The sequence below is a fragment of the Arthrobacter sp. efr-133-TYG-120 genome, assembly GCF_030209785.1.
Lineage (GTDB): Bacteria > Actinomycetota > Actinomycetes > Actinomycetales > Micrococcaceae > Arthrobacter.
Map to the genome: position 1 here is coordinate 1 of NZ_JARVRI010000013.1, position 19,085 is coordinate 19,085.

The following is a 19,085-nucleotide window of genomic DNA, read 5'->3' on the forward strand; positions in this document are numbered from 1 at the left end:
ACAAATCGGTATCAACAAACTTGGCACACTATTGAGTTCTCAAACAACAGACACAATCCGAATACTTTTCGGAACAAATTCGATGTTCCGCATTTCCTCGCTGCGATATTTCTACTTTATTTCATTCATTTCAACTTTGCAAATCCAGGATTTCTCCCGAAATTTACCCAAGTGAATCGAATTTCCCCACAGAATCGATAAATTATCCGATTTCCAGACTTTTGGTCTAAACCGAATTATTCACATTCAATGGGATTTTGTTCGCAATTTATCCGCTTCAGCGGCAGCGACTCAGAAAACGATACACGCTCCCCCGGAGCCGCGCAAGTCGGCTCGGAGGAGCGTGCAATAGAACATGGAACAGCCCGTCTGGCGCGCCCACACAAGAACACACCGTGGAGCTAAGTAGGCGTCAGACGGTCACTTCGACGGTGGCCAGATTCTTCTTGCCGCGGCGCAGCAAAAGGTACCGGCCGTGTAGCAGTTCCGCCTGGTCGATGACGGCGTCGGGGTCGGTCACCTTGCTGTTGTTCACGTAGGCGCCGCCCTCCCCCACCGTGCGGCGGGCAGCGGACTTGCTCTCGGACAATCCAGACGCAACCAAGAGGTCGATGATCCCGAGGCCATCCGCGCCGATCGAGGCAGACGGCAGCTCTGCAGTTGCCGACGCCAGGGTGCTTTCGTCCAGAACCGAGAGATCGCCATTTCCGAACAGCGCAGCCGAAGCAGCGATCACCTTTTCGGTCGCGTCCACTCCGTGCACCAGCGAGGTGACTTCGTAGGCGAGCCTGCGCTGGCCTTCGCGGGCGAACGGGCGCTCGGCAACAGCGGCTGCGAGTTCCTCAATCTCGGCGCGGCTAAGGAACGTGAAGACCTTGAGGCGGTCAACGACGTCGGCATCCGCAGTGTTGAGCCAGAACTGGTAGAAGGCGTACGGGCTGCACATGTGGGCGTCGAGCCAAATGGCGTTGCCTTCGCTCTTACCGAACTTGGTGCCGTCCGAGTTGGTGATGAGGGGAGTACCCAAAGCGTGGACAACCTTGCCGTCGACCTTGCGGATCAGCTCCGTGCCACTGGTGAGGTTGCCCCACTGGTCCGAGCCGCCGGTCTGCAGCACGCAACCGTAGTCGCGGTTGAGCTGGAGGTAATCCATGCCCTGCAGGATCTGGTAGCTGAACTCGGTGTAGCTGATGCCCTCATCGGAGCTGAGACGGGAGGCCACGGCATCCTTGCGGAGCATGGTGCCCACACGGAAGTGCTTGCCGATTTCGCGCAGGAAATCGATGGCGCTCAGGGGCGCGGTCCAGTCAAGGTTGTTCACCATGCGTGCGGCATTGTCGCCCTCGAAGCTGAGGAAGCGTCGGACCTGGGCCTGAAGGTAGCCGACCCACTCCGACACGGTGTCCTTGGTGTTCAAGGTGCGTTCCGCCGTCGGGCGCGGATCGCCGATCAGTCCGGTGGAGCCGCCCACCAGGCCGAGCGGCTTGTGGCCGGCCAATTGCAGGCGGCGCATGAGCAGGAGCTGGACAAGGTTGCCAAGGTGCAGTGACGGAGCCGTGGGGTCGAAGCCACAGTAATACGTGATCGGGTCCCCGGCGAGCAGCTTTTCCAGTTCCGTTTCATCAGTGGAAACGTGGATCAGGCCGCGCCATTTGAGCTCTTGCCAGATATTGGCAAAGCCCGGGTCGTTGTGTTGGGACTCGAGGTTGTTTACGTGTGACACGAGTTCTAAGTTAGCAGGATTGCCGATCAGCTTGCGTACATGGCTCAGCGCTCGATACCCGCCGGCAGTGGCGCCGCGGTGATGAGGCGCAACCGCTGCGTCGGACGGGTCATGGCAACGTAGAGATCGCCCACCTTGCCATGCTCGTGATTGAGCATCGCGGCTGGCTCAAGAACAACCACGCCGTCGAACTCCAGGCCCTTGGCTTCCTTGGGGCTGATGACCACGATGTCCTGGGAGTAGCTGCCCGCTCCGGTGCCCACACGGTGACCGTAGACCCCACGGAGGGCGGCTGCAGCCCGAGGCAGGAGGGCGCCGTCGGCAATCACGGCAAGGAGGCCGCCGTCGATCGCTTCCAGTTCCTCCGGAAGGATTTCGACGAGCCGGTCTACCATCCCCGCCTCGTCGACGCGGTCCACGATCGGTGACCATTTGCCTTCGCGAACGGCCTTGGGAGCAGAAACAACCAGCCCAGCGCGGTTCGCCATGCGGACTGCCGCTTCGGCGATCTGCGAGGGAGTCCGGTAGTTGACGGTGAGTTCTTCGAGCTGCCAGCGGTCCCCGAACGACGGCGCGAGGGCACTTTGCCAGGAATTCGCACCGGCGGAGGAACTCGTCTGGGCGATGTCGCCGACGATCGTGAAGGACTTCAGCGGGCAGCGGCGGACCAAAAGCCGCCACTGCATGGGCGAGAGCTCCTGCGCTTCGTCCACCACAATGTGTCCGAACGCCCACGAACGGTCGCTCGTGGCACGTTCTGCGGCGGTCAGCCGTGTTTCGCGTTCCTGGTTCTGGTCTGCCAGTTCTTCGGCCGTCATCAACACGTCGACGCCCATGGCCTCCATGTTGACCAGTGTCTGCTTGGCGTTGGCGATGTCGCGGGCACGGTCGTGTTCTTGCTGGGCCAGTCCCCTGCCCGCGGCAGGATCGAGCTCGCCGAGGAGTTCAGCGGCCTCGTCGAGCAGCGGAACATCGGCTTCCGTCCACGGTGCATCCGCGGGGCGAAGCAGGAGGGCACGCTGCGCCGGCGTGAGGTGCGGGGTGCAGGCCTCCAGGATGGCTGGCTTGCTGAAGAGCTCGGAAACGAGCTTCTCGGGAGTCATGGGCATCCAGCACAAGTTCAGGACGATCCTGACGTCGCGTGCCGAGCGGACGTCCTCGGCGAGGTAGGAACGGTCGGCATTGTTGCCGATGTTCGATTCCTCGACGATCTCCGTCAGCTGCTCCGTGAGTTCGCGCAGCAGGATCTTGACGAACGTCACGCGCGCTTCATTGTGCGGCTTGCCGGTGGCGCGTGCCCTGTCCCGGGCGCGGCGGACTTGCCGCACGGACAGCGTGAGCTTGCGCGAGTCAACCTCGAGGATGCGGTCCTCAGCGGGAGTCCGCTGGCGGTTGGCCACGGCATTCGCAATCACGTCGGCCATGTTCAGCTTGCCCTTGAGCGCTGCGACGTCCGGATCCGCCTCCGGGACGGCATGGATACCGGGCATGAGGCGGCCCAGGCTCGCCATGACCACGCCGGTCTCGCCGAGGGACGGCAGGACCCGCTCGATGTAGTGCATGAACGACGAAGAAGGTCCAACAAGCAGCACACCTGCCGACTTCAGGCGGTCACGGTGGGTGTACAGCAGGTAGGCGGCGCGGTGGAGCGCGACGGCCGTCTTGCCGGTACCGGGACCACCTTGGACAACCAAGGCACCCGACATGGACGAACGGATAATCCGGTCCTGCTCGGACTGGATGGTGCCGACGATGTCCGACATGCGGCCGGTGCGCTTGGAATTCAGGGCGGCAAGGAGTGCGCCCTCGCCCTGGAGCGAGGCGTTGTCCGCCAGCATGCTGGCATCCAGGACATCGTCCTCGATCGCTTTGACCTCCCGGCCCTGCAGGATCAGGTGACGACGACGGCGGACGCCCTGCCGGTCGAAAGCGGTCGCCTGGTAGAAGTGGCCGGCTTCGGGGGCGCGCCAGTCGACCATAAGCCGCTGGAGATCCGCCGTGGACAGTCCGATGCGGCCGATGTACTGCGCCTCGCCGCTGTCCAGGTCAAGGCGTCCGAACACGAGACGGTCGTCGACGGCGTCCAGCTGGGCGAGCCGGTCCTCGTACAGTGCCGCGAAGGCGTCCCTTTCGGAAACGTTCTGCATGGTGCCCACCGCTCCGGCGCGCCGGACCTGCGCCAGCTGTTGGCGCTTTTCCTCCCGCAGCTCATCCAGGCGCGAGTAGAGACCGGCCACGTACTCCCGCTCGTGGATCAAATCAGCGTCGTGCATCGAAACGTTCCCCTATCGAAAAAGACGGACCGTCCATTCTACAGCGGTTTTGCTTGACGTGGGTGAAACTGCCCGCACGCCGGTGCGTCACACAATGTTCACCCGGCGCTAACCTCCTGAGCTTTTCCATCCGCACCAAGTGGTGCTTCAATGCTGCAATGCAGCACGACGTTGCCCTGACCCGACACGGCATCAGCCTGGTCCCGCTCTCCCCCGCACATGCCGGTCCGCTCTTCGATTTTGTGGACTCCGGGATGTGGTCCGGCATGGCCGCCGAGCAGCCCTTGAGTGCCGCGGAGCTCGCCGAATTCTTCGCGGCCCGCCTCGAAGATCCGGCGGCCATGCCGTTCGCTGTCGTCGAACAGCGGACGGGAGCGCTGCTCGGAACCACATCCCTGTGCGAGTACAGTCCGCGCCAGCAGCGCTTGGAAATCGGCGGCACTTTTTACGGGCGCCCATTCTGGGGCAGCCACGTCAATCCGGCCGCGAAGCAACTGCTGTTGGCGTACTCCTTCGATGTGTTGGACGTCCACCGGGTGGCCTTCCGCTGCGATGCCCGCAATACGCGCAGCGCCTCGGCTATTCAGCGGCTTGGTGCCAGCTACGAGGGCACGCTGCGGGGGCACCGCTTCGCTCCCGACGGGAGCCGTTGCGACACCGCCGTGTTCTCGATCCTGCGCGAAGAATGGCCCCACGTGCGCGAGTCCCTGCTTGGCCGCCTCGCGCCGTTCGAGCTGGCCGACAACCAGTGTGCATATGTCGCGGAGCCTGCCCGGACCGAACACGCCGCTTGAAGGATTCCTCCGTGGGCCCCTACAAACGCTTCCCGACGGTGCGGCTGCGGCCCGGCTTGTAGCGGGACACCGTGGGATCCCCGGAGAGCCAAAAGCGCCACGGGTAGTCGGCGGAACCGCCGTCGCCCGATACTCCGACCCGGAGCCCGCTCGCGACTGCCGATGGCGCCGCCGGAGTGACCGGAAGTTCGAGGCCGAAGGGCTCGGCCAAGGCATCCCGGCCGCTGTCCGCCGTCGTCAGCCCCATGGCGGACGCCAGCCGGGCGGGCCCGCTGGCAAGATCGGTCGGCGATTTCGACGCCGGACGGCGGGACTGTGCCAAGGCTTGGCCGGCCACCACCTCCCCTGCCCGCAACAGCAGCGCGGACGCAACGCCGTCGGGACCGCAGACAATGTTGGCGCAATAGTGCATGCCATACGTGAAGTAGACATAGAGGTGGCCTGCCGGACCGAACATGGGAGCGTTCCGGGCGGTGGGGCCGCCGAAGGTATGGGATCCAGGGTCGGGTTGGGCCGATCCCCGCGGGCCCAGATACGCTTCCACTTCGCTGAGCCGGACGGACACCGTGCCCTCGGGAGTCCGGTGGCTCAGCACGGCACCGAGGAGCAAGGGGGCAACGTGCCGCGGATCACCGGAAAGAATGGCCCTGATGGCCTCCGGTGACGCACCCTGCGTTGTCATGCCCAGACCCTAGCAAAAATCCGCCAACCGGGCCGTGGCCGGCAATGTCCGATTTCCGCTAGGACGCGCGTGCCGATGCTGAAAGGATGAAGTCATGGACTTTTGGCAACGCTACCGTGCCATCGATGCGCGGGATCCCCGGTTCGACGGCCAGTTCTTCACCGCCGTCCGCTCGACGGGCATCTATTGCCGGCCGTCGTGCCCGGCACGGACACCCAAGGCAGGAAACGTGACGTTCTACGAAACCTCGGCCGCCGCCCACGAGGCCGGGTACAGAGCCTGCAAACGCTGCCTGCCGGAGGCGGTTCCGGGCACGCCTGCGTGGAACCTGCGCTCGCAGGTCGCCGGCAGGGCGATGCGGCTCATCAACGACGGCGCGATCTCCCGGGTGGGCGTCGAAGGACTCGCCGCCAGGCTGGGCTACTCCTCCCGCCAGCTCAACAGGATCCTCAGCCACGAACTCGGGGCCGGGCCACTGTCCTTGGCGCGGGCCAGCCGGGCGCAGACGGCCAGGACGCTCCTGGTCTCCACCTCGATGAAACTCTCGGACGTGGCGTTCGCCGCCGGGTTCAACAGTGTCCGCCAGTTCAACGACACCATCAACGAAGTCTTCGCCCTGACTCCCACGGCACTCCGGGCCACCGCCAAGCCCCTAGGCCATCACGGCAAGCAGGGTGAGGCCACTTCCTTGACCCTCAACCTCCCGTACCGGGAGCCTTTCGACACGGGGATTTTCGATTTCCTCGCGGCCCGTGCGATTCCCGGCGTCGAACTGGCGGGCCCCACCAGCTATACGCGGACCCTCCGCTTGCCCCGCGGCAACGCAGTGTTCGCAGTGGAGTACGACGCCGGGGCGCGCGGCGGCGCGCTGACCCTCGCCGTCAGCACCTTGGATCTCCACGATCTTCCCGTGCTCCTTAGCCGGGTGCGGCGATTGTTCGATCTCGACGCCGATCCCGTGGCCGTCGACGAGGCGTTGGCCTCCGATGCCAGGCTCTGCCCGTCAGTTCGCGATACGCCCGGGATCAGGGTTCCGGGTGCCGTGGATCCCCAGGAACTGCTGATCCGGGCGATGATCGGCCAGCAAATCACCGTAGCCGCCGCACGCACCGCTTTGAGCCAACTGTCCGACGCCGGGACCCGCTTGCCAGAAGGGCACCCGGGACACGCGCTGGGCCTGGACCGTCTCTTCCCCACGGCCGGGGAAATCGCACGCTCGGGCCGGGAACTACTGAAAGGCCCCCAGCGCCGCATAGATTCCGTGCTTGCCGCGGCAGCAGCCATGGCCAGCGGGGAACTCGACTTCGACTACGGCGACGCCCCACAAACGCTCGCGGACAAACTATTGCCGTTGCCCGGCGTCGGACCATGGACCGTGGGCTACGTGGCGATGAGGGTCATCGGCGACCCGGATGTCTTCCTCGCCAACGACGCAGCCGTCCGGAACGGCCTCAAGAACTTGGCCGCCTCGGAGGGCCTGCCTACAGACTTCCGCAACGTGAGCCCGTGGCGTTCCTACGCCACGATGCATCTGTGGAGGGCAGCGGCAAGCAAACGCGGCAGCGCTATCGTGTCGCGGGAACGCTCGATGGCCACGGGAGAAGCTCCGGCAAGTCAACACCGTCCGCGTCGGCAGAGGCCCGCAGGCTCCCCAGGGTAGGCGTGCGGCCGGCGAGCCAGGCGGCAATATCCGTGATCATGCCGTTGATGGCAACGGACTGCCGCCCCGAGCCGATGACCACCTGCGGCAGGCCCAGGGGCTGAAGCACGAATTTCTGGTCTGCGGGCACGCGGGCCGAGAGGAAATCGAAAAGGTGCTCGCAGAATTGCCGGCTCCAGGCTTCCGGTCCGCGACCGATTCCCAGGTCCGTGACGTGGATGACCAGTTCGCGCCAGAGCGCCAGGCCGCCGTCGAGCACTGTTCCGTTCCGGAAGCTGATCCGGGTGTTCCAGCCGGACTCCACAAGCCCATCGAAGGCCCGCAGGGCCCGCGAGAGGGCCGCTTCGGTGGCGTCACGGTGTTCGGCAAGGCTATGGCTAGCCGCCAGCTCAATCGCCTTCGTACGGCCCTCGTAGCCGCCGTCGTAGATGTCGACGGTCTCGCCGCGTGCGGCGTATTCCAGTTGCCTGGCCATGGCGTTCGAGATACCGGCAATGTGAGCCAGTACGTGGCCGCGGGTCCACCCGGGCAGCTCGGAGTGAGCTGCAACATCGGCGTCGTCGAGTTTGGCGACAACGTCGGTGACAGTGCCGGCTGCTTTGTGGAGCTCGGCAAGAAGCGCTGAGGTAGTGATCTCGGTCATAGCGCCATAGTATCCGACAGGGTTAATGACTGTTAACGAGGATTAACTGGCAGCGGCGGGCATTTCGCTGCAGCCTTTGCGAAAAAGACTGCCTCGAAATACCCGCCGGCGTTGGCCTTCTTTTCGTTACTCCGCGTACTTCCGCACCGCCGCGAGCTCCGCTTCGAGGGCAAGCAGTTGGCGCTCGACGGCGGCCGGGGCCGTTCCGCCTTGGGAGTTGCGGCTGTTGAGTGAACCTTCGGTACTGAGCACGGTGCGGACCTCGGGAGTCAAGTGCTCCGAAATGCCCGCGTACTCTTCGTCCGTCAGGTCCCACAGCTCGACGCTGCGCCCTTCAGCCAGCTTCACCGCCGCACCGGAGAGCTCGTGCGCCTCGCGGAACGGCACTCCCTGGCGGACAAGCCACTCGGCGATGTCCGTGGCAAGCGCGAAGCCCTGCGGTGCCAGCGATGCCATGCGCTCGGTGTTGAAAGTGAGCGTGGCGATCATGCCGGAGACGGCCGGGAGCAGCACCTCCAAGGTGTCCGCGGCGTCGAATACCGGTTCCTTGTCTTCCTGCAGATCGCGGTTGTACGCGAGCGGCAGGCCCTTGAGCGTTGCCAACAGCCCGGTCAGGTTGCCGATGAGGCGCCCTGCCTTGCCGCGGGCGAGCTCGGCGACATCCGGGTTCTTCTTCTGCGGCATGATCGACGACCCCGTGGAGTAAGAATCATGGAGCGTGACGAAGGAGAACTCCTTGGTGGCCCACAGAATGACTTCCTCGGAGACCCGCGACAGGTCCACGCCGATCATCGAGCAGATCCATGCGAACTCGGCGAAGACATCGCGCGAGGCAGTGCCGTCGATCGAGTTGTGGACCGCCGAGAAGAAGCCGAGGTCCGAAGCGACGGCCTCGGGATCCAGGCCGAGCGACGAACCTGCCAGGGCACCGGAACCGTAGGGCGAGACACCAGCGCGCTTGTCCCAGTCCTGGAACCGCTGCACGTCGCGCAACAGTGCCCAGGCATGGGCCAGCAGGTGGTGGCTCAGCAGGACAGGCTGGGCATGCTGCAGGTGCGTCCGGCCGGGCATGGCAACGCCCTGGTGGGCCTTGGCCTGATCAACGAGGGCGTCGATCGTGGCGAGCACGCCGCGGGCGATGATGCGGGCGTGGTCGCGCAGGAACATGCGGCCCAACGTGGCCACCTGGTCGTTGCGCGAACGGCCTGCCCGGAGCTTGCCGCCCAGGTGGGTTCCCGCGCGCTCAATGAGCCCGCGTTCGAGGGAACCGTGGACGTCCTCATCGCTCTCGGCCGGCTGGTAGGCGCCGCTCGCGACGTCGTCATCCAGCTGGGTGAGCGCCGCGAGCATGCCTTCTAGTTCGGCGTCGTCCAGCAGCCCCGCCTTGTGCAGCACGCGGGCATGGGCCTTGGAGCCAGCGATGTCGTAGCGGGCCAGCCGCCAGTCGAAATGCGTGGACTTGCTCAGCGCCGCAAGCGCGTCCGCGGGACCGCCGGCGAACCGGCCGCCCCACAGCGCGCCTTCATTCGTCCCCGAACGCTCCCCAACCTCGCTGCGCTCGGCCGGGGACCCCGGCGTCCGTGGGCCCACCGACGTCATTTGCCCGACACCCGCAGGTCGCGGCCTGCGGCGACCTTGGAGGACATTCCCCACAGCTCGATGAAGCCCTTGGCCTGCGACTGGTCGAAGGTGTCGCCGGTGTCGTAGGTGGCGAGGTCGAAGTCATAGAGCGAGGTGTCGGAGCGGCGGCCGTTGACGATGGCCTGGCCGCCGTGCAGGACCATGCGGATGTCGCCGGAGACGTACTTCTGGGTGTCCTCGATGAAGGCGTCCAGGGAGCGCTTGAGCGGGGAGAACCACTGGCCGTCGTAGACCAGTTCGGACCAGCGCTGGCCGACGGTGGCCTTGAAGCGGGCCTGCTCGCGCTCGATGGTGACGTCCTCGAGGTGCTTGTGGGCGGTGATGAGGGCCATCGCGCCCGGAGCTTCGTAGATTTCGCGGGACTTGATGCCCACCAGGCGGTCCTCGACGACGTCGATGCGGCCAACGCCTTGGGCACCGGCGCGGCGGTTCAGTTCCTGGATGACCTGGAGCGGAGTGTGCTTGACGCCGTCGATGGCCACGGGGACGCCGGCTTCGAAGGTGATGGTGACTTCGTCCGGTGCCGGCGGGAATTCCGGGGTGGCCGTGTAGTCGTAGATGTCCTTGGTGGGAGCGTTCCAGATGTCCTCGAGGTAGCCGGTTTCGACGGCGCGTCCCCAGACGTTCTGGTCGATCGAGTACGGGTTCTTCTTGGTGGTCTCGATCGGCAGTCCCTTTTCCTCGGCGAAGGCGATGGCCTTGTCGCGGGTCAGGGCGAGGTCGCGGACGGGTGCGATGCACTTCAAGTCCGGGCCCAGCGTCTGGATGCCGACCTCGAAGCGGACCTGGTCGTTGCCCTTGCCCGTGCAACCGTGCGCAACGGTGGTGGCACCGAATTCGCGGGCGGCCTTGACGAGGTGCTTGACGATCACGGGGCGCGAGATCGCCGAAACCAGCGGGTAGTGGCCCTGGTAGAGGGCGTTGGCCTTCAGCGTGGGCATGGCGTATTCGTTGGCGAATTCGTCGCGGGCGTCGGCCACGTAGGCCTCGACGGCGCCGCAGCCGAGGGCGCGCTGGCGGATGGTCTCCAGCGACTCGCCGCCCTGTCCGACGTCGACGGCCACAGCGATGACCTCGGCCCCGGTGGCTTCACCGATCCAGCCGATGGCTACGGAAGTATCAAGGCCACCGGAGTAGGCCAGAACAATGCGCTCAGTCACGAGAGTGCTCCTTTGTTGTTGCTTGGTTCTTTTGAGTCAAAGCTTGGTTCGGGCCGAAGGCCCGGGTGGAACAGCGCCGGAATGGTTCACTTGCCGGGCTGGACTAGTTCCCCGGTCCGGCTTCCTGGGCCAGCTGGAGGAAACGGGCTGCCAGCTCGGCGCCGCCGTCGGGATCCCTGGCAACCAAAAGCAAGGTGTCGTCGCCTGCGATCGTACCCAATACCGACGGCATCACCGAGTGGTCGATGGCCAAGGCGAGGAAGTTCGCGGCACCCGGCGGCGTCCGCAGCACCACGATATTGCCCGACGCCTCGGCGGTCACCAACAGCTCGCCGCACAGGCGCGACAGGCGAGCGTCCAGGATTTCCTGGGTGACACCGCTTTTCGCATTGCGGTCGCCACCCTCGCCGGGCACTGCGTAGACCAGCGCGCCGTCCTTGCCGCGCACGCGGACCGCCCCGAGTTCCACGAGGTCCCGGGAGAGTGTCGCCTGCGTGACCTGCACGCCGTCGTCCGCCAGCAGTGCCGCGAGCTCGGCCTGCGAGCGCACGGACTCGCCCGTCAGGATCGCGGTGATCCGCGCTTGCCGGGCAGTCTTGGTGGCAGGGCTGGCACCTTGCGACGCAGGATGGGTGGACACTAGAACGTGCTCTCCCCGGTGCCCTCAACGGGGGAAAGGCCGTCGACGAATGCGAGTCCCGACTTGTGCATCAGCCACGCCATGAGCGCTTTCTGGGCGTGCAAGCGGTTCTCGGCTTCGTCCCAGACGATGGACTGGGGCCCGTCGATGACGCCGGCGGAAATTTCATAGCCTCGGTACGCAGGCAGGCAGTGGAGCACGACGGCGTCCGGTGCGGCGTGTTCCATGGCCGCCTCGTCCACGGAGTACTCGCGGAAGAGCTGCATCCGGGCTTCTTTTTCGGCTTCCTGGCCCATGGACACCCACGTGTCGGTGGCGACGACGTCGGCGTCGTTCAGGGCTTCCTTGGCGTCGGTGGTGATGAGCACGGAACCGCCGGTCTCGGCAGCGCGCTCCTCCGCTGCCGCCACGATCTCGGCCGCGGGCAGGTAGCCTTCCGGGCCCGAGATCCTGACGTGCATGCCCGCCGTGACGCCTGCCAAGAGATACGAGTTGGCCATGTTGTTCGCAGCGTCGCCCAGGTAGGCCATGGTGAGGCCCTTGAGTTCGCCCTTGTGCTCCTTGACTGCCAGGAGGTCCGCGAGCAACTGGCAGGGGTGGTAGTCATCGCACAGGGCATTGATGACGGGAACCTTGGAGTTTTCGGCCATTGCTACGAGGCCGGAGTGCGCGGACGTACGCCAGACGATGGTGGAGACCATGCGTTCGAGGACCTTTGCGGTGTCCTCCACGGATTCCTTGTGGCCGATCTGCGCCTCGCCCGGGTTGATGATGAGCGCGTTCCCGCCCATGTCCGCGATTCCGGTAGCGAAGGACACACGGGTCCGGGTGGAGGTCTTGTCGAAGATGACAGCGACGGTCTTGCGCCCATTGCCGGCAGCTGCGAACGGCTGGACGCTGTACGGAGCGGCCTTCATTCGAACGGCGAGCTCAAGCACTTCGGCTTGCTCGGCCGGTGTGAGGTCCGTGTCCTTGAGGAAATGACGTGTGGTGTTCACTGTGCGTCCTTAGCGGTCAGGGGTGCAGCGTTCTGGGCTGCCGCCGCCTGGATAATGCCGGGCAGCGCGTCGAGGAAACGGTCGGCCTGCTCGGTGGTCAGGATGAGCGGCGGAGCCAGCCGGATGGTGCGCGGGCCCGGGCTGTTGATGATGAAGCCCGCGTCGAGGGCGGCAGTCACCATGGCAGGGGCAATGTCGGCGTCAAGGTCGAAACCGATCAGGAGGCCTTCGCCCCGCACTTCGGTGACTGCGTCGACGTCGGACAGTCCGGCCCGCAAGCGGGCGCCGACGCTAAGAACGTTCGCCAGCACGCCCTGGCTTTCGATGGCATGCAAGGTGGCGAGGGCGGCGGCAGTTGCCACCGGGTTCCCGCCGAAGGTGGTGCCGTGCTGGCCGGCGGTCAGGAGCGACGACGTCGGCTCCCCGAAGGTGATGAGCGCGCCGACCGGGAAGCCGCCGCCCAGGCCCTTGGCGAGGGTCACGGCGTCGGGCACGATTCCGGCGTCTTCGCTGGCCAGCCACTTGCCGGTGCGCCCGATGCCGGTCTGGACCTCGTCCAGGATCAGCAGCGCGCCGGCGGCGGTGGTGGCTTCGCGGGCAGCCCGCAGGTACTCGACGCTGAGCGGGCGGACGCCCGCTTCGCCCTGGATGGGCTCAAGGAACACGGCCGCTGTGCTTTCGTCGACGGCGGCACGGAGCGCCTCGATGTCGCCGAACGGGATGTGGACGACGCCTCCGGGCAACGGCTCGAACGGTGCCCGGTAGGCTTCCTTGGCGGTCAGGGCCAGGGCGCCCATGGTGCGGCCATGGAAGGCACCTTCCAGGGCGATGATCTTGGTGCGCGTCGCAGAACTGTTGCGCCGAGCCAGCTTGAACGCGGCCTCGTTGGCCTCGGTGCCGGAGTTGGCGAAGAACACCTTGGAGCCGGCAGGAGCCTTGGTGATGGCCAGGAGCTTCTCGGCGAGCGCGATCTGCGTGGGGCTCGTGAAGAAATTGGAGACGTGCCCCAGCGTGGCCAGCTGGCTGGAGATGACAGAGGTGACGAACGGGTGGGCATGGCCCAGCGCGTTCACGGCAATCCCGCCGAGGAGGTCCAGGTATTCCTTGCCGTCGGCGTCCCACACGAGGGCTCCCGCGCCACGGACCAGGACCCGCTGCGGGGTGCCGAAGACGCCCATGAGCGAAGAAGAGTAACGGGCAAGCCAGTCGCTTCCCGTGCTCTGGGAAACGAGCGTGGTTGCGGCGGCCTCCGCAGCGCCGGTCGGGCTCAAACCAACAGTTTCGTTCATGCGTTCACTTCCTCGTCGGGGACAACTTGGGTTCCGATGCCCGCGGTCGTAAAGGTTTCCAGGAGCATGGAGTGCGGCAGGCGGCCATCCACGATGTGCGCCCGCTCGACTCCTTCATCGATGGCCTTCAGGCAGGCCGTCATTTTCGGGATCATGCCGGACTCCAGGCGCGGCAGCATCTCCCGCAATTCCGTGGCCGTGAGCGAGGAAATGAGCGAGGACTTGTCCGGCCAGTTGGCGTAGAGGCCCTCGACGTCGGTCAGGATGACGAGCTTGGATGCGCCCAGTGCCGAGGCAACCGCCGCTGCTGCCGTGTCCGCGTTGACGTTAAGCACTTGTCCGGTAGTGGAGCCGGTGCCATCCCCTTCGTCAAGGATCTCGGGGGCGACCGTCGAAATCACCGGGATGCGGCCGGCGTCGAGGATGTCCTCGATACCCCTGGGATCAACGCCCACCACTTCGCCCACCAAGCCGAGGTCCACGTCCTCGCCGTCCACCACGGTGCCGGTGCGCACGGCACGCAGGAGTCCGCCGTCTTCACCGGACATCCCGACCGCATAGGGTCCGTGGGAGTTGATGAGGCCCACGAGCTCGCGGCCCACTTGTCCGGTGAGCACCATACGGACCACGTCCATGGCCTCGGGAGTGGTGACGCGCAGGCCGCCCTTGAATTCGGATTCGATGCCCAGGCGGCCAAGCATCGAGTTGATCTGCGGGCCTCCCCCGTGCACGACGACCGGGTGGATACCCACGTGGTGCAGGAAGACGATATCCTCGGCGAAGGCGCGTCGGAGTTCCTCGTTGACCATGGCGTTGCCGCCGTACTTGATCACCATGGTGGTACCGGCGAAGCGTTGGATCCACGGCAGTGCCTCGATCAGCGTCGCGGCCTTGTCCTGGGCATCGCTCATGGAGGTATTCTCGCGGGTGTGCGCAGTCATGGTCATCCCGTCTAGCTCGAGTAGGCGCTGTTCTCGTGCACGTACTCGTGCGTGAGGTCGTTGGTCCAGATGGTGGCCTCGGCGTCGCCGGCCTGCAGGTCGATTTCCACGAGCACCTCGCGGGGCTCGAGATCCACCAGGTTTCGGTCGTCGCCGATGCTGCCGTTGCGGCAGATCTGGATGCCGTTCATGGAGACGTTGAGCTGGTCCGGTTCGAAGACGGCGTCCGTGGTGCCCACCGAGGACAGGACGCGGCCCCAGTTGGGGTCCTTGCCGAAGATGGCGGTCTTGAAGAGGTTGGAGCGGGCCACTGAACGGCTGACGATTTCGGCGTCGCGTTCGCTCGCCGCGTTGAATGTGCGGATAGCGATGTCGTGGCTGGCACCTTCTGCGTCGCCGATCAACTTGCGGGCAAGCTCGGCACACACCTGGGTGATTCCTGCGCCAAGCTGCTCGGCGGACGGGATGGCCTCGGAGGCCCCGGAGGCCAACAGGACGACCGTGTCGTTGGTGGACATGCAGCCGTCCGAGTCGGTGCGGTCGAAGGTAACGCGCGTGGCGTCGCGGAGGACGACGTCGAGCTCTTCCGCCGGGACCTGGGCATCAGTGGTGAGCACCACGAGCATGGTTGCGAGGCCTGGCGCCAGCATGCCGGCGCCCTTCGCGATGCCCCCGACGGTGAACGAGTTGCCTTCGGAGTCGGTGCCGCTGAAGACTGCTTCCTTCGCCACGCTGTCCGTGGTCATGATCGCCGTAGCGGCGGCAGGACCGCCGTTCTCGGAGAGTTCCGCGAACGCCGCTTCGATGCCCGGGATGATCTTGTCCATGGGCAGCTGCTCACCGATCAGTCCGGTGGAGCAGACCACGACGTCGGAGGCGGAGATCCCGAGCACGGCCGCCACTTTCTCTGCGGTTGCGTGCGTATTTTGGAATCCCTGCGGACCGGTGCAGGCGTTGGCGCCGCCGGAATTCAGAACCACTGCGTCAACGCGCCCGTCGGAGAGGACCTGGCGTGACCAGTGCACGGGTGCCGCGGCCACGCGGTTCGAGGTGAAAACGGCTGCCGCGGCTTTCAGGGGGCCGTCGTTGACAACCAGGGCAAGGTCCGGATTCCCGGACGCCTTGATGCCGGCTTTGACACCTGCGGCCCGGAATCCCTGGGGGGCGGTGATGGTCACGGGGCAACTCCTTGGACGTTGAGGCCGGCGGATTCGTCCAGGCCGAGGGCAATATTCATGGACTGCACGGCGCCGCCGGCGGTCCCTTTGGTCAGGTTATCGATGGCGCACGTGACAACCACGCGGCCGGAATGCTCGTCGAAGGCCAACTGCATGACTGCGTGGTTGGAACCCTGCACCGATTTAGTGGTGGGCCACTGCCCTTCGGGCAACAGGTGGACGAACGGTTCGTCGTCGTAGGCTTCGGCCCAGGCACTGCGCAGTTCGGCGGCCGTGACCCCGGCCTTGACCTTTGCTGTCGCCGTGCTCAGGATGCCGCGGCTCATGGGCGCGAGGGTGGGAGTGAAGGACACGGTGACTGGTTCACCGGCCGCGTTGGAAAGTCCTTGTTCGATCTCGGGGGTGTGGCGGTGTCCGCCGCCCACGCCATAAGGACTCATGGACCCCATGACCTCGGAACCGATGAGGTTCACCTTGGCTGCCTTGCCGGCACCCGAGGTGCCGGAAGCAGACACAATCACGACGTCGTCCGGCTGGAGAAGCTTGTAGGCGAAGCCGGGCGTGAGGGCGAGAAGGGCCGACGTCGGGTAGCAACCGGGCACCGCAATCCGCTTCGCCCCCTTGAGTGCGTCGCGCTGGCCGGGAAGTTCCGGAAGCCCGTAGGGCCAGGTCCCCGCGTGGGCGGAGCCGTAGAACTTTTCCCACGCCGCGGGGTCTTCGAGCCGGTGGTCAGCGCCGGCGTCGATCACCAGTGTGCCTTCGGGCAGCTGCGCCGCGATCTCAGCCGAGGCTCCGTGCGGGAGGGCCAGGAACACGACGTCGTGGCCAGCGAGGTTTTCCACGCTGGTGTCCTCGAGAATCCGGCTGGCCAAACCGTGGAGATGCGGCTGCAACTCCCCTAGTCTGGAACCGGCATTGCTGTGCGCGGTGATGGCGCCGATGGTGACGTCCGGATGGCCCGCCAGGAGGCGCAGCACCTCTCCCCCGGCATAGCCGCTGGCACCGGAGACGGCAACAGAAATAGTCATGGCACGACTATACAGCAAAACTATTCATAGTTGCCGATATTTATGCACGACCTTTTCAGGGCTTTCTGGAGCAGCCCGGCTCGGCGCGCCGATTTGGGAGCGTATGCTGAATAGAGGGTGATCTAGACCGTGCAGCCGATCGTCGGTTGCAGCGTTGCCCGTTATGTATTACGGGGCAACTGCATATGTCACAGACCTCCACCACTGAACGTCCTAGCAAGGTCGTCCGGCCACCCAACGCCGTCGTGCTCAGCTATTCCGAGCTTCTCAAGACGGTCCGCGCGGAGGGGCTTTTGAAGCGCCGCGTCGGCTTTTATATCAGCGTTTTCGCTTCCCTGGTCCTCCTGCTGACCGGCACCTGGTTCGGCTTCGCGCTGATCGGCCCCAGCTGGTACCAACTACTCATCGCCGCAGCCCTGGGCATCCTTTGTACCCAGTTGAGCTTCCTGGCACATGAGGCCGGCCACCGCCAGATTTTTGCCTCGCGCAGGGCCAACGACTGGTCCGCGCGTATCCTGGCCACGTCGGTTGCCGGCATCAGTTACTCCTGGTGGGAACAGAAGCACGGCGCGCACCACAACAGCCCGAACGTTATTTCCAAGGACCCGGACATCAAGACCGGCGCCCTGGCCTTCCACGTTGAAGCCGCTGCCGGCAGGCAGGGACGCTTCGCGTTCCTCACGCGCAGGCAGGGCTGGTTCTTCTTCCCGCTCCTCCTCCTGCTGGGTATCAGCCTGCAGTGGGAGTCCTTGATGTACATCTGCCGGCCCGGAGCAATCAAGCACCGCTGGGTGGAGACGCCCATCCTCCTGGCACGGCTTCTCGCCCTGCCGGTCCTCGCCTTTACCTTCCTGCCGCTGGGCATGGCATTTGCCTTCCTGGGCGTCCAGATCATGGTGTTCGGCTTCTACATGGGTGCTTCCTTCGCCCCGAACCATAAGGGCATGCCGGTTCTGCCGGAAGACTCCCGCGTCGATTTCCTGCGTCGCCAGATCCTGACTGCCAGGAACATCTCCGGCGGCCCCTTCATGAACATCCTCCTGGGCGGCCTCAACCACCAGGCCGAACACCACCTCTTCCCGGACATGGCCCGCCCCCACTTGCGCCGCGCCTCGGAGATCGTCCGAAGCTACTGCGAAAAGCACTCGATTGCCTACACCGAAACCACGTTGATGCAGTCATACGCCATCGTCGTGCGTTACCTCAATGAGGTCGGACTCGCCGCGGGCCGCGGCTTTGACTGCCCCGTCGCTTCCGCGCACGGCAGGGGCTGACACGCCCGGAAGTCATCCGGACACATTACGGCGAACCACCGCCCCGAGCCGCTGACTGGACACTCGACGGACTCCGCTCCCTAGGATGGTTGTGTGAATGCGGGCACGAAAGTGCCTCGACGGAGAAGGAGACCCATGACGCACGCAATCATTGCCCGGAAAGCCGGAGGACCCGAAGTCCTCGAACTCACCGAGGCAGAGGTCCCGGTTCCGGGTCCGCGCCAGCTCCTTGTCAAAGTTGCAGCCGCCGGAGTGAACTTCATCGACACATATCAGCGCAGCGGCATCTACAAGGTTGAGTATCCATTCACCCCCGGCTCCGAGTCGGCAGGCACCGTGGTTGCCATCGGCGCGGACGTGGTGGATTTCACCGTCGGCGACAGGATCGCTACCGCTGAAGGATCCCGCAGCTACGCGGAGTACACCCTGGTGGACGCCGACAAAGCGCTTCCGGTACCGGACGGCGTCGACGACCACACCGCGGCAGCCCTGCCGCTGCAAGGAATGACCGCGCATTACCTGATCAACTCGTCTTTCCGCGTGGAGCCGGGCCACACCGTCCTGACCCATGCCGGCGCCGGTGGCGTGGGACTCATCCTGACGCAGTTGCTCAAGGCCCGGGGTGCCCGCGTCATCACCACAGTATCCTCGGACGAGAAGGAAGCCCTGGCCCGGGAAGCCGGCGCGGACGAGGTCCTGCGCTACAGCGGATTTGCGGACAAGGTCCGCGAGCTCACCGACGGCGAAGGCGTCAACGTGGTGTACGACGGCGTCGGCAAGGATACTTTCGACGGATCCCTCGCGAGCCTTCGCATCCGCGGCGCACTCGTCTTGTTCGGGGCGGCGTCCGGACCCGTGCCCCCGTTCGACCCGCAGCGACTGAACGCAGGCGGATCGTTGTCCCTGACACGCCCGACGCTTGGCCATTTCCTCCAAAACCCGCAGGAACGGCACTGGCGTTCGGCCGAAGTCTTCCGCGCTGCCGCCAGCGGCGCCCTCAAAGTCCGGGTTGGCGGAACCTACCCGCTCGCCGAGGCCGCCCAGGCCCATCGCGACCTGGAAGCGCGCAACACCACAGGCAAACTACTGTTGGTCCCATAAATCGAAGCAAATGCCACGCGGCCGCTGACACTTTTTGTTCACCTCAATCCGAGAAACTTG

16 protein-coding genes are annotated in these 19,085 nt (G+C 65.4%); 4 read left to right on the top strand and 12 right to left on the bottom strand.

The genetic code is table 11. The annotated features are described in order from the left end of the window. Window positions 1-412: 412 nt before the first annotated feature. Together tyrS and QRN51_RS07475 are read right to left on the bottom strand one after the other, a co-directional pair. A complete protein-coding gene (gene tyrS, locus QRN51_RS07470) occupies window positions 413-1,723 on the bottom strand; it encodes a tyrosine--tRNA ligase (protein ID WP_284989292.1) in 1,311 nt (436 codons plus the stop codon). A gap of 44 nt (window positions 1,724-1,767) precedes the next feature. Next, window positions 1,768-3,996, bottom strand: a complete 2,229-nt coding sequence (locus tag QRN51_RS07475) for a helicase domain-containing protein (protein WP_284989293.1) — start codon at window positions 3,994-3,996, stop codon at window positions 1,768-1,770. A gap of 158 nt (window positions 3,997-4,154) precedes the next feature. Between QRN51_RS07475 and QRN51_RS07480 the strand changes: the two genes are divergently transcribed. Next, on the top strand, window positions 4,155-4,790 hold the full coding sequence (locus QRN51_RS07480) for a GNAT family N-acetyltransferase (RefSeq protein WP_284989294.1): 636 nt from the start codon (window positions 4,155-4,157) through the stop codon (window positions 4,788-4,790). 19 nt (window positions 4,791-4,809) lie between these two features. On the opposite strand, the gene QRN51_RS07485 is transcribed toward QRN51_RS07480, so the two are convergent. Beyond that, complete coding sequence (locus tag QRN51_RS07485) at window positions 4,810-5,472, bottom strand: DNA-3-methyladenine glycosylase (protein ID WP_284989295.1); 663 nt, start codon at window positions 5,470-5,472, stop codon at window positions 4,810-4,812. A gap of 94 nt (window positions 5,473-5,566) precedes the next feature. On the opposite strand from QRN51_RS07485, the gene QRN51_RS07490 reads away from it, so the two are divergent. Further along, window positions 5,567-7,132, top strand: a complete 1,566-nt coding sequence (locus QRN51_RS07490; RefSeq protein ID WP_284989296.1) for an AlkA N-terminal domain-containing protein — start codon at window positions 5,567-5,569, stop codon at window positions 7,130-7,132. Here the strand turns inward: QRN51_RS07490 and QRN51_RS07495 are convergent. From QRN51_RS07495 to argC, 9 genes are all read right to left on the bottom strand, one after another. Then, complete coding sequence (locus tag QRN51_RS07495) at window positions 7,038-7,775, bottom strand: maleylpyruvate isomerase family mycothiol-dependent enzyme (protein WP_284989297.1); 738 nt, start codon at window positions 7,773-7,775, stop codon at window positions 7,038-7,040. The two genes, QRN51_RS07490 and QRN51_RS07495, sit on opposite strands and share 95 nt — an antisense overlap. 126 nt (window positions 7,776-7,901) lie before the next feature. Then, window positions 7,902-9,374, bottom strand: coding sequence for an argininosuccinate lyase (gene argH, locus QRN51_RS07500; protein WP_284989298.1), 1,473 nt, complete (start codon window positions 9,372-9,374; stop codon window positions 7,902-7,904). Beyond that, complete coding sequence (locus QRN51_RS07505) at window positions 9,371-10,576, bottom strand: argininosuccinate synthase (RefSeq protein ID WP_236816785.1); 1,206 nt, start codon at window positions 10,574-10,576, stop codon at window positions 9,371-9,373. The genes argH and QRN51_RS07505 overlap by 4 nt, the downstream gene beginning before the upstream one ends. Before the next feature lie 103 nt (window positions 10,577-10,679). Beyond that, complete coding sequence (locus tag QRN51_RS07510) at window positions 10,680-11,216, bottom strand: arginine repressor (RefSeq protein WP_284989299.1); 537 nt, start codon at window positions 11,214-11,216, stop codon at window positions 10,680-10,682. Then, window positions 11,216-12,214, bottom strand: a complete 999-nt coding sequence (gene argF / locus QRN51_RS07515; protein ID WP_284989300.1) for an ornithine carbamoyltransferase — start codon at window positions 12,212-12,214, stop codon at window positions 11,216-11,218. Before argF ends, QRN51_RS07510 begins: the two co-directional genes overlap by 1 nt. Next, window positions 12,211-13,503 (bottom strand): acetylornithine transaminase, encoded by a 1,293-nt coding sequence (locus tag QRN51_RS07520; protein ID WP_284989301.1) that lies wholly within the window; start codon window positions 13,501-13,503, stop codon window positions 12,211-12,213. The genes argF and QRN51_RS07520 overlap by 4 nt, the downstream gene beginning before the upstream one ends. Beyond that, window positions 13,500-14,444 (bottom strand): acetylglutamate kinase, encoded by a 945-nt coding sequence (gene argB / locus QRN51_RS07525; protein ID WP_284989302.1) that lies wholly within the window; start codon window positions 14,442-14,444, stop codon window positions 13,500-13,502. The genes QRN51_RS07520 and argB overlap by 4 nt, the downstream gene beginning before the upstream one ends. Before the next feature lie 11 nt (window positions 14,445-14,455). Then, window positions 14,456-15,622: a bifunctional glutamate N-acetyltransferase/amino-acid acetyltransferase ArgJ gene (argJ, locus tag QRN51_RS07530; protein ID WP_284989303.1), complete on the bottom strand. Its 1,167-nt coding sequence runs from the start codon at window positions 15,620-15,622 to the stop codon at window positions 14,456-14,458. Next, window positions 15,619-16,650 (bottom strand): N-acetyl-gamma-glutamyl-phosphate reductase, encoded by a 1,032-nt coding sequence (gene argC, locus QRN51_RS07535; protein WP_284989304.1) that lies wholly within the window; start codon window positions 16,648-16,650, stop codon window positions 15,619-15,621. Before argC ends, argJ begins: the two co-directional genes overlap by 4 nt. Window positions 16,651-16,835: 185 nt before the next feature. Between argC and QRN51_RS07540 the strand changes: the two genes are divergently transcribed. Together QRN51_RS07540 and QRN51_RS07545 are read left to right on the top strand one after the other, a co-directional pair. Further along, window positions 16,836-17,924, top strand: a complete 1,089-nt coding sequence (locus QRN51_RS07540; RefSeq protein WP_059387786.1) for a fatty acid desaturase family protein — start codon at window positions 16,836-16,838, stop codon at window positions 17,922-17,924. Window positions 17,925-18,059: 135 nt separating this feature from the next. Beyond that, window positions 18,060-19,025, top strand: coding sequence for a quinone oxidoreductase family protein (locus QRN51_RS07545; RefSeq protein WP_284989305.1), 966 nt, complete (start codon window positions 18,060-18,062; stop codon window positions 19,023-19,025). Window positions 19,026-19,085: the final 60 nt, after the last annotated feature.

What these genes read in the sequence shown, in the direction of transcription:
- QRN51_RS07475 (WP_284989293.1), bottom strand. Translation starts at nt 3,996, where the DNA reads ATGCACGACGCTGATTTGATCCACGAGCGGGAGTACGTGGCCGGTCTC.
- QRN51_RS07480 (WP_284989294.1), top strand. Translation starts at nt 4,155, where the DNA reads ATGCAGCACGACGTTGCCCTGACCCGACACGGCATCAGCCTGGTCCCG.
- QRN51_RS07485 (WP_284989295.1), bottom strand. Translation starts at nt 5,472, where the DNA reads ATGACAACGCAGGGTGCGTCACCGGAGGCCATCAGGGCCATTCTTTCC.
- QRN51_RS07490 (WP_284989296.1), top strand. Translation starts at nt 5,567, where the DNA reads ATGGACTTTTGGCAACGCTACCGTGCCATCGATGCGCGGGATCCCCGG.
- QRN51_RS07495 (WP_284989297.1), bottom strand. Translation starts at nt 7,775, where the DNA reads ATGACCGAGATCACTACCTCAGCGCTTCTTGCCGAGCTCCACAAAGCA.
- argH (WP_284989298.1), bottom strand. Translation starts at nt 9,374, where the DNA reads ATGACGTCGGTGGGCCCACGGACGCCGGGGTCCCCGGCCGAGCGCAGC.
- QRN51_RS07520 (WP_284989301.1), bottom strand. Translation starts at nt 13,503, where the DNA reads ATGAACGAAACTGTTGGTTTGAGCCCGACCGGCGCTGCGGAGGCCGCC.
- argB (WP_284989302.1), bottom strand. Translation starts at nt 14,444, where the DNA reads ATGACTGCGCACACCCGCGAGAATACCTCCATGAGCGATGCCCAGGAC.
- argC (WP_284989304.1), bottom strand. Translation starts at nt 16,650, where the DNA reads ATGACTATTTCTGTTGCCGTCTCCGGTGCCAGCGGCTATGCCGGGGGA.
- QRN51_RS07540 (WP_059387786.1), top strand. Translation starts at nt 16,836, where the DNA reads ATGTCACAGACCTCCACCACTGAACGTCCTAGCAAGGTCGTCCGGCCA.
- QRN51_RS07545 (WP_284989305.1), top strand. Translation starts at nt 18,060, where the DNA reads ATGACGCACGCAATCATTGCCCGGAAAGCCGGAGGACCCGAAGTCCTC.